Source organism: Flavobacterium sp. (genome assembly GCF_035456225.1).
Classification (GTDB): Bacteria; Bacteroidota; Bacteroidia; order Flavobacteriales; family Flavobacteriaceae; genus Flavobacterium.
This window is the reverse complement of record NZ_DATIDM010000188.1, coordinates 1-10,411: the sequence shown is the minus strand read 5'-3', so window position 1 is coordinate 10,411 and position 10,411 is coordinate 1. Positions and strand designations below refer to the sequence as shown.

General features: G+C 38.8%; 11 protein-coding genes. 3 read left to right on the top strand and 8 right to left on the bottom strand.

Annotated features, from left to right (window positions below; genetic code table 11):
- Window positions 1-1,031 (bottom strand): beta-Ala-His dipeptidase (gene pepD / locus VLB74_RS11345; RefSeq protein WP_325203571.1); only part of this gene is annotated, 1,031 nt, incomplete at its 3' end.
- 116 nt (window positions 1,032-1,147) lie between these two features.
- A complete protein-coding gene (locus VLB74_RS11340) occupies window positions 1,148-1,441 on the bottom strand; it encodes a (2Fe-2S) ferredoxin domain-containing protein (RefSeq protein WP_325203570.1) in 294 nt (97 codons plus the stop codon).
- A 99-nt stretch (window positions 1,442-1,540) separates the two neighbouring features.
- Here VLB74_RS11340 and VLB74_RS11335 point away from each other — a divergent pair, with 99 nt between their 5' ends.
- The gene (locus VLB74_RS11335; protein WP_325203569.1) at window positions 1,541-2,602 is read left to right on the top strand and encodes a DUF3810 domain-containing protein; all 1,062 of its coding nucleotides are present in this window, start codon (window positions 1,541-1,543) and stop codon (window positions 2,600-2,602) included.
- Window positions 2,603-2,611: 9 nt separating this feature from the next.
- On the opposite strand, the gene VLB74_RS11330 is transcribed toward VLB74_RS11335, so the two are convergent.
- A complete protein-coding gene (locus VLB74_RS11330) occupies window positions 2,612-3,385 on the bottom strand; it encodes an alpha/beta fold hydrolase (protein ID WP_325203568.1) in 774 nt (257 codons plus the stop codon).
- 61 nt (window positions 3,386-3,446) lie between these two features.
- Complete coding sequence (locus VLB74_RS11325) at window positions 3,447-4,751, bottom strand: NAD(P)/FAD-dependent oxidoreductase (RefSeq protein ID WP_325203567.1); 1,305 nt, start codon at window positions 4,749-4,751, stop codon at window positions 3,447-3,449.
- A gap of 226 nt (window positions 4,752-4,977) precedes the next feature.
- On the opposite strand from VLB74_RS11325, the gene VLB74_RS11320 reads away from it, so the two are divergent.
- Both VLB74_RS11320 and VLB74_RS11315 read left to right on the top strand, forming a co-directional pair.
- Window positions 4,978-5,472: an RNA polymerase sigma factor gene (locus VLB74_RS11320; RefSeq protein ID WP_325203566.1), complete on the top strand. Its 495-nt coding sequence runs from the start codon at window positions 4,978-4,980 to the stop codon at window positions 5,470-5,472.
- A 12-nt stretch (window positions 5,473-5,484) separates the two neighbouring features.
- Window positions 5,485-6,126: a hypothetical protein gene (locus VLB74_RS11315; protein ID WP_325203565.1), complete on the top strand. Its 642-nt coding sequence runs from the start codon at window positions 5,485-5,487 to the stop codon at window positions 6,124-6,126.
- A 203-nt stretch (window positions 6,127-6,329) separates the two neighbouring features.
- Here VLB74_RS11315 and VLB74_RS11310 read toward each other — a convergent pair whose 3' ends face one another.
- From VLB74_RS11310 to VLB74_RS11295, 4 genes are all read right to left on the bottom strand, one after another.
- The gene (locus tag VLB74_RS11310) at window positions 6,330-6,983 is read right to left on the bottom strand and encodes a DEAD/DEAH box helicase (RefSeq protein WP_325203564.1); all 654 of its coding nucleotides are present in this window, start codon (window positions 6,981-6,983) and stop codon (window positions 6,330-6,332) included.
- Window positions 6,984-7,094: 111 nt separating this feature from the next.
- Window positions 7,095-8,258, bottom strand: a complete 1,164-nt coding sequence (locus VLB74_RS11305) for a sigma-54-dependent transcriptional regulator (RefSeq protein ID WP_325203563.1) — start codon at window positions 8,256-8,258, stop codon at window positions 7,095-7,097.
- 110 nt (window positions 8,259-8,368) lie between these two features.
- Window positions 8,369-9,673 (bottom strand): ABC transporter permease, encoded by a 1,305-nt coding sequence (locus VLB74_RS11300; RefSeq protein ID WP_325203562.1) that lies wholly within the window; start codon window positions 9,671-9,673, stop codon window positions 8,369-8,371.
- Window positions 9,674-9,704: 31 nt separating this feature from the next.
- Window positions 9,705-10,411, bottom strand: a 707-nt coding sequence (locus tag VLB74_RS11295) for an ABC transporter ATP-binding protein (protein WP_325203561.1), incomplete at its 5' end; no start/stop codon positions are given.

The following is a 10,411-nucleotide window of genomic DNA, read 5'->3' as shown; positions in this document are numbered from 1 at the left end:
TCCACCAGGTTTTCCATATCGGCACTCATTCTATAAACACCGTTATGGGCAGTATAAATCGAACGCAATAGACCTTCCTGCACGCCTAAATCCATTACTTTTGAAGGCAACTCGGATTTAACGATTTCGATAGTCAGGTTTTTCTCTGTCGTTTTATATTCGAATTTGATATCGTTGATTACTTCCTGCATGTCAAAAACAAAAGCCTCATCGTACATTCCGGCAATGATTACTTTGGCGACGCTCTCACGCGGAATCGCATTACGCAAACTTCCTCCGTTGATTTCCGCAATCTGTAAACCGAAGTTTTCAAATCCGTCAAACAATAAACGGTTCATGATTTTGTTGGCATTACCCAAACCTTTGTCGATATCCATTCCGGAGTGGCCTCCGTTCAAACCTTTTACAGTAATGGTATAACCCACAGAACCTTCCGGAACTTCTTCCTCATTATACTGACGTGTTGCCGTAACATCCACTCCACCTGCACAACCGATTCCGATTTCGTCATCTTCTTCAGTATCTAAATTCAAAAGAATCTCACCGTTAAGCAAACCACCTTTTAAGCCCATGGCTCCGGTCATTCCCGTTTCTTCATCAATAGTGAATAACGCTTCGATTGCCGGATGTTTGATATCCGTGCTTTCCAAAATCGCCATGATTGTTGCTACTCCAAGTCCGTTATCGGCACCTAAAGTAGTTCCTTTGGCGCGAACCCAGTCACCATCCACATACATTTCAATTCCTTGTGTATCAAAATCGAAAACAGTATCGTTATTTTTTTGGTGTACCATATCTAAATGCGACTGCATCACGATGGTTTTACGGTTTTCCATTCCTGCCGAAGCCGGTTTTTTGATGATTACGTTTCCTACCTCATCCTTAATGGTTTCAAGACCTAATTTTTTCCCGAAATCCATCATAAATGCAATTACGCGCTCTTCCTTTTTGGATGGGCGGGGTACGGCATTCAGGTCGGCAAATTTATTCCAAAGCTGTTTAGGCTCAAGGTTTCTTACTTCCTGGCTCATATTTTTTATTTAATGTTGTTTTTATCTACAAAGTTTATTTCATCAGTTCGCCCGAAGGGTTCAGGTCAAAGGTACAAAGTTTTTACCTCTTTGCAGATGAGAAAATCACGTAATTTTTATTGCGGATTATCGTGATTCAGAAGTTTGGTGTGGGCCACATGATCCTCAAAAAGTTGTGGAATTTTTTTTTCTGAAACTTCTCCATACCAAACGTTATCAGGTTGAAAACCAACTACAGGAGCACATTTGCAGTTGTCCGTGCAATGTATTTTCATAATCTTCACCTCGCCTTTCATTTCAGTCTGCTTGATCAGTCCGCGAAACATTTTTCGGTTGTGTTTGTTGTCTCTGCCGCATTTGTTGCCATCGCAAAACAAAATGACTTTATTTTTCATTTCCAGCTTTCTCATGGCGTCGCTTTTTAAGTTATCTCCCTTCTTACAAATTTACGACAACTCTTTCATTCCTTCATTCAATTTACATTTTTTATATTTAGCAAAATTTTCTCCATGAACCGAAAACTGATTTTACCACTTTTCCTTGTTTTTCAACTAATCGGATTAAAGATACTTTCCTTTTTCCCGGAAACGGTAGAACGTTATTACAGCAACGGATTCTATCCGCCGTTAGCTAGAATTTCGAGAATCACAATAGGAAAAATTCCGTTTTCTGTTGGGGACATTATCTATTGTATTGCCGTTTTCTTTTTGCTGCGATGGTTATGGAAAAACCGAAAAACCTGGAAAATGCAGTGGAAATCAAACCTTTTAACACTTTTAGGATTTGTATCGGTTTTTTACTTTTTCTTCAATTTACTGTGGGCCGTAAATTATTTACGAATCCCGATGTATCAAAAACTGCATATTGAACGTGAATACACCCAGGAAGAACTGTTAGCTTTCACCAAACTGATGATTGTAAAAACCAATACAATTCATTCCCAGTTGGTAAAAAATGATACTGTAAAAGTTGTGATACCTTTTAACCGGGAACAGATCTTTGAAAAAACCCAAAACGGCTATAACAATCTGGCTAAAGCATTTCCCTATCTGAAATATGAATATCATTCGGTTAAACCTTCGTTGTTGAGCACACCGTTAACCTACATGGGATTTGGAGGCTATCTGAATCCGTTCACAAATGAAGCACAGGTAAACAACCTCATCCCGTTACATAATTTCACCACGACCACAGGACATGAAATGGCGCATCAGATTGGTATCGGCCCTGAAAGTGAGGCGAATTTCATCGGTTATATGGCAACCATTTACAACGACGATGTTCATTTCAGATATTGCGGTTATGCTTACGCATTGCGTTACTGCCTTGGAAATCTGGAAAACTTTGAAGAAGGTTCTACCAAAGAATTACTACCGTTAATCCATGTTGGAATTCTGAAAAACTTTGAGGAAACCGAAAAATTCTGGGACAGTCACCAAACATTCATTGACGTGATTTTCCATACATTTTATGACAACTTCCTGAAGATGAACCAACAGAAAGACGGATTGGAAGGTTACAGCAAGTTTGTTGGTATCATGGTCAATTACTACAAAAAGAACCCGTTATAGCAGACACTTTCATTTGGCAAGCAATTTTTCTATAAACTCGGCTGATTTGTTAAGAACTAATTCGGGAGCTTCCTTATGCGGTGTGTGTTTTATGTTTGGAATTACAAACTTTGATGAATGTCCGCTTACTTGCGTATTGATTTTCTCAACTTGTTCCAAAGTACCGTATTCATCATCTTCTCCCTGAATAATCAATGATGGACAAGTAATCGATGACAAGAAGCTTTCAATATTCCAGTCCTTGAATTCTTCAGTTGTCCATTTACCTGCCCAAGCCCAAAACATGTCCTCGGTTTTGTCCCCATGGTATTTTTCCAATTTTGATTTTAAATCGGTGGTTTTATAAAGTTCGATTGCTTCGGTTATACCATTTACCGTAACTTCTTCAACAAGGACATGAGCTCCTTCTGTAATAATTCCTAAAATTTTCTTCGGATGTTTTGCCGCAGTCAGTAAAGCAATGGAACCACCGTCACTATGTCCGAACAGGATTGCTTTGTCTGTCTTCCAGAAATCCAGCAGTTCGTTCAGCATATCAGCTTCCAGTTCCAGATAATGATTCTCCCGTTTTTCATATGAAAACGGACACGATTTCCCATAACCTTGTCGGTCATAAACAAGAACGTTACAGTTTGTAATTTCACCCAGTTTTTGAGGAAAGTCACGCCACAATTCGACACAACCCAATGAATCATGCAAAAAAACAATGGTTGGTCGGCCGGGATAATTATCTATTCTGTTTGTCGAGATTTCTTCCGGAGAAAATTTAATCTTTGTCTGCATATTTTGTTTCTGAAATAATGTAGATGCTAATTGTTAGTAATTAGCTTATGATTTGAGTTTGCTAGATTTCGTCGCTGGTAAAACTCTGAATGTTTTTCTTTTTATAGGGACGGATGATCAGTCGGCCTTCGCGATCAAACAGGATATAATTGTAAATCCAATTTGTCAGAACGACAGCCTTGTTTTTGAAACCGATTAATGAAACCAGATGCACAAACATCCACACGAACCACGCAAAAACGCCGTGAAAATGCCATTTGGGCAAATCCACCACCGCTTTATTCCTACCGATAGTGGCCATGGAACCTTTGTCATTATACACAAACGGTTTCATTTCCTTGTTTTGCATTTTTCTGATTAGGTTTTCTGCCAGAAGATTCCCTTGCTGAATGGCGGGTTGTGCCATCATGGGATGACCTTGCGGATTTTTTTCCGAAGCCATAACGGCAATATCTCCAATTGCAAAAACAGTATCGTAGCCCAATGCCTGATTGAATTCGTTTACCATCACCCTATCAGCACGTTCGGTTAAGGCTTCCGGTTTCAATCCGTTCACGACAGCACCTTTCACTCCGGCAGCCCAAATTAACGTCGCGGTATCAAAAGTTAAATCCGAATTGGTAGTTACCGTCCTGCCGTCGTAATTGGTTACTCTCACTTTTTTCCAGATGCTTACCCCTAACCCATGGAGAAAATCTTCTGCTTTTTGAGATGATTTTACTGTCATCGCATCCAACAGACGGTCGCTCCCCTGAACTAGGTGAATTCCCATATTACGAATATCCAAATCGGGATAATCTTTAGGGAGTATGGCTTTTTTCATTTCGGCCAAAGCTCCTGCCAATTCCACTCCGGTTGGCCCTCCTCCTACGATTACAAAATTCATCAATGCATTTCTTTCATTGATATCATTGGTCAGAAGTGCCTGTTCGAAATTTTCCAGAATCAGACTGCGGATATTCAGCGACTGCGGAATGGTCTTCATGGCCATGCTGTAACTCTCGATTTCTTTGTTGCCGAAGTAATTCGTTTTGGAACCGGTTGCAATTACCAGATAATCATAATACAAATCGCCGATATCAGCGATGACTTTTTTGTTTTCTGCATCTATTTCCTTTACATTGGCCAAACGGAAGTAGAAATTATCGTAATCCTGAACCACTTTACGGATAGGATAAGCAATGGAGCCCGCTTCCAATCCACCGGTGGCTACCTGATACAGCAGCGGCTGAAATGTATGGTAATTGTGTTTGTCGAGAAGGACAACCTGGGCGTTTTTATTTTTAAGTTTTTTAGCCAGTGAAATTCCGGCAAAACCGCCACCTATAATTACGATGCGTGGAAAACTCGATCTGGGAATGTTCATTTTTTATAAGTTGCAAAGTTGCTGAATAACAAAGTTACGAAGAATCTGATTAGAAAAAAGGGAAAAGAGGAAAGGGAGAAGAAACAAGAGGCAAGAGACAAGAGACAAGAGACAAGAGACAAGAGACAAGAGACAAGAGACAAGAGACAAGAGACAAGAGGCAAGAACAGGGAAAATAAAAATTTAATAATTGTAACAATTGGTTAGGATTTAATACTAATGGTTTATGAATTCGAGTTTAGAGCAATCCTTTGTTTCTCAATTAAAAGAACATCAGAATATTATCCACAAAATTTGTAGGTTATATACGTCTGATGAAGATTCGCATAAGGATTTGTTTCAGGAGATTACCATTCAGCTTTGGAAAGCGTTCCCGCAGTTTCGGGGTGATTCGAAATTTACTACTTGGGCTTATCGCGTGGCTCTTAATACAGCCATCACGCTTTACAGGAAGAAAACTAAATCAATCAACACCATCGAATTTGACAGTACAATTCACCGATTTGTCCACGACGATTACAACTATGAAGAAGAAGAGCAAATCAAGTTATTGTATAAAGCGGTGCATCAGTTAAACGACATTGAAAAAGCGTTGGTTTTTATGTATCTCGAAGACAAAGATTATTCAGAGATTGCCGAAACGCTTGGGATTAGTGAAGTAAATGCAAGGGTAAAAATGAACAGGATCAAAGGAAAATTAAAACGAATAGTAAATCCCTAAGGAAAGGAAAAAATGGACGAGTTAGATTTATTAAAAAAAGACTGGAAGAAAAATGAACCGCAGTTTCCGAAAATTTCGGAACAGGATATCTATGCGATGCTGCACAAAAAATCGTCTTCCATCGTGAAATGGATTTTTATCATCAGCGTTCTGGAAATCATCCTTTGGAGTGTCATCAGTTTTTTAACGTCTGATGACACCTACTTCAAAACGCTTGAAAACTACCACATAGAAACCCTGATGAATGTTTTTACCGTCGTGAATTATGTGGTTATTGCCGTTTTTATCTATCTGTTTTATAAGAATTTCAGAAGCATTAATGCCAACGATAGCGTAAAATCGTTAATGAATAGCATCTTAAAAACCAGAAAAACGGTTCAGTACTACATTTGGTATAACCTGGGGATGATCGGGTTGACGTTTATCATTATTATGGTTGCCACTTTTAAATACGATGCCCGAATCAATGAATTGGTTAACAAAGCGGCAGAAAGCGGTGGAGACAACTTGTTCTGGATTGTAATCGTCGGATTTACATTTATATTTTTTGTGGTTATCTTCGGTTTGTTCTGGTTGTTTTACCGTTTGATTTACGGCTACCTGCTGCGACGACTTCACCAGAATTTTGAGGAATTGAAGAAAATCGATTTGTAATAATTTTACACATCTTAAAAATCAAACACTAAAAACTAAAAGACTTATCATTTGGAAACATAGGTGTCAAGGAAGATTTTCTAAACGCTGAAAACTTAAATGACTTATTTGGTAAAAACAAAATTGTTGATACGAATGAAGGTTAAGAATAAGAAAAGAGGCTGCATTTTATGACAGCCTCTTTTTATTTTTATTACCTGATCTTAATCCTCGTAAGCTTCTTCGTCTTCGTCTTCGTCTTCATAATCATCCACACCGAACAAGTAAGGTTCAATCATGATTTTATCGGCCAGGGCTTCTACCCTTTCTGTTAAATCTTCCGCAAAGAAAAGGCGTTGCGTTTTTTCGATACTGCTGGACAAACGCAAAATAATGGCATCCATTCTTATTTTGAAAAGTTCATCGGCATCATCGACCACGAACACTTTTACGGTATTCAAATTAAAACCTGCAGAGGAAAACATCGCGTTGATTCTGTTAGGTGTACCAACCAAAACATCAACCCCTAGCGAAATCTGATTTTTATCGTAATCGATATCGCCTTTGTCATGAGAACCAAAAACGCGCAAATCAGTGTAATAGGCAAATCGTTTGAAGGTATCCACCATTTCCAAAACCGCTTCTTTATCTTTTACGATAATCAGCGCACGGGTGGATTCACCAACGGCTTTTTCAAGCTTTTGGATTACCGTGTACACTATTGTAGTTGATTTTCCTCCTTTTTTTGGCATAATCACAACCGCGTCCGCACCGCTTTTCAGAGTACCGAAACAGTCTTTCTGAATATCATTTGGCGTTTCTATTCCGTTTTCGGCTAAAGCCTTGGACAGTTTTTCGTTTATTTTCTTTAATCGCATATCTTTGTTGTTACACAGAAGAGATTCGCAAAGGAAAAAGAAGCTTCACAAAATTTATTTTAAATCTTTGTGCATCTTGATATCCTCTTGGAGCATCACTGTGAAATAATTTTATTTACTAGCAAACAGTTTCACATCGTTTTCAGAAATCTCCGTTCCACCTAAAATAATTAGACGTTCCACTACATTTCGGAGTTCGCGGATGTTCCCTGTCCAATCGTATTCCTGTAATAATTTAATGGCTTCAGAAGAGAATTTCTTAACCGATGTTCCTTGTTCTGACGCGATTTTTTCAGTAAAATGATTAACCAGCAATGGAATATCATCACGTCGGTCATTCAAAGCCGGAACTTTAATTAAAATCACGGCCAGACGATGGTATAAATCTTCACGGAATCGTCCTTCTGCAATTTCTTTTTTCAGATCCTTGTTGGTTGCAGCTACTACACGTACATTCACTTTGATATCTTTATCAGCACCTACACGCTGAATAAGGTTCTCCTGTAAAGCACGTAATACTTTGGCTTGCGCTGAAAGACTCATATCGCCCACCTCATCCAAAAAGATAGTTCCTTTATCGGCTGCTTCAAATTTCCCGGCTCTGTCTTTTACCGCCGAAGTGAAGGCACCTTTTACGTGACCAAACAATTCGCTTTCAATCAGTTCACTTGGAATAGCAGCACAGTTTACTTCGATTAGCGGGGCACCGGAACGCTCACTTTTTTCGTGCAACTGATGTGCCACCAGTTCTTTTCCTGTTCCGTTGGGACCGGTGATTAAAACCCGGGCTTCGGTTGGCGCTACCTTATCAATCATTTCCTTAATTTGATTGATAGCATCGCTTTCGCCTATCATTTCATAATTTCTGGAAACTTTCTTTTTCAGGATTTTGTTTTCCGCTACCAGCTGTTTTCGGTCTAAAGCGTGCCGAACTGTATTCAGCAAACGATTCAAATCTGGTGGTTTGGAAATGTAATCGAAGGCACCGAGGCGCATCGTGTTGACAGCGGTTTCCAAATCGCCATGACCAGAAATCATCACCATCGGGATTTCTGGCTTTATTTTTTTAACAGCTTCGAGTACTTCTTCACCGTCCATTTTAGGCATTTTGATATCACACAAAACCAAATCATAATCTTCGTTCTTGATTTTTTCCAAGCCCTGAAGACCGTCTTCGGCTTCATCCACTTTATAAGTATCGCTTTCTTCCGACAAGATTTTCACTAAAACCCTGCGAATGGAAGCTTCGTCTTCTATGATTAATATTTTACTCATTTTTTTGCGGTTCTGAGGTCCTGAAGCACTAAAGTACAAAGGTTTTAAAACTTTGCAACTTTGTTACTTTGAAACTTTGTCACTTTGCAACTTTGCAACTTTATAACTTACTAATATTTCAACCACTTGTACAATTCTTTCCACGTTGGTTTTTTGCCGTACATTAAAATACCCACACGATAAATTTTCGAAGCGAACCAGACTACACCAAAAAACGTTCCAAAAAGTAATGCAACTGATAATGTTAACTGCCACCAAGGCACTCCAAACGGAATTCTCATCAACATTACTATTGGCGATGTAAAAGGAACCATCGAAAATACAGTGGCCACCGTTCCGTGAGGATCGTTCATAACCGTAAAGAATCCAACATAAACACCTAACATTAAAGGCATTATGATTGGCAGTAAAAACTGTTGTGAGTCGGTTTCCGAATCGACAGCAGCACCTATTGCCGCATAAAGTGAACTATACAGGAAATAGCCTCCTATGAAATAAATAATGAAAAACGTAATTAATGTTCCGATAGGCAAATTCCATATTTCATGAAGGTACATTTGAATAGTTCCTCCCAATTCTTGCTTTGCCGCATTTACCAGAGAAGGATCAACTGAAGACATGGCACCGGCCTGAACTCCAAAGTAAGTCGACACCCCTACCAAAAGTACTCCGCCAACAATAGCCCAAATCGTAAACTGAAGAATTCCTGCCAACGAATTTCCGATAATTTTACCCATCATTAATTGATAAGGTTTAACCGAAGAAATAATGATTTCGATAATACGGTTGGTTTTTTCTTCAATAACGCTTCGCATTACAAAATTTCCGTAAATGATAATGAACATCATGATCAGATAACCAAAAGCAGAACCGATTCCGATTTTGATTTCGTTCAAACCTTTCAGACTGTCTTCCCCTGAAAATTTAGCCAAATGAACATCGGATTCTACCTGTGCGCTGTCAATTTTAGCAGAATCAAAACCCAATTCTTTTAAGTTATTTTGAGTAAGCTGGTGGTTAATTACATCTTCCATCTCCATGATAAATTCCATACTCGGACTGTCATCGGATATGTACTCGACTTTTGTTGCCAACTCCAGCGGATTAGCTACTTTAGGAATGTAAATCAGTCCTTCGTAATTTTTGCTGGCTGTATCCTTTGCGGTTTGAAAAGGCATGGCCGACAAATCAGTATATGTTGTCTCCTTATCGTTCTTAAAATCTCTTTTGAACAATCCCGATTCATCATGAATTGCTATTTTTTTCACTTCGCCTTCATTCATATTGGCCAGGTAACCAATTAATAAAGACATCCCGACAATTAAAAGCGGACTCAAAAAAGTCATTACGATGAACGACTTATTGCGCACTTTGGCAATAAATTCTCTTTTGATTATTAATGATAATACTCCCATTTGAGTTATGCGTTATGGATTAAATTCACAATTATCTTTGACTTACGGTTTGAATAAATATATCGTTAACCGTTGGGATTTTTTCCACGAAATGAGTCACCTGTCCGTTTTGCGTAAGAATGTGTAATAATTCATTCGGAGTGGCTCTTTCCAACTGTACATTCAACTTGATTTCGTCATTTAACGACTTGAAATTGGTTTGTTCCAACTTGAATTTTTGCGTAAGATCATACATCAGACGTTCCACATTATCGGATAGGATGCCGACTTCAAACGAGTTGGTTCTGTGGGATTTTTTCACATCGATCAGCTTTCCTTCAATCAGTTTGTTCGATTTGTGAATCAAGGCAATGTAATCACACATTTCTTCAACGCTTTCCATTCGGTGTGTAGAGAAAATTACGGAAGTTCCTTTTTTATTCAGTTCGATGATTTCATCTTTGATAAGATTGGCGTTAACCGGGTCGAAACCTGAAAATGGTTCGTCTAAAATCAACAATTTAGGTTCGTGCAAAACGGTTACTATAAATTGCACTTTTTGCGCCATCCCTTTGGACAATTCCTGAATTTTCTTGTCCCACCAGTTTCCGATTTCAAATTTATCGAACCAATACTTCAGTTGTTTTTTAGCTTCAGAATGAGACAACCCTTTCAGTTGTGCCAGGTACAGACACTGTTCTCCCACTTTCATTGTTTTATACAAACCCCGTTCTTCAGGCATATAACCGATGTGCTGTA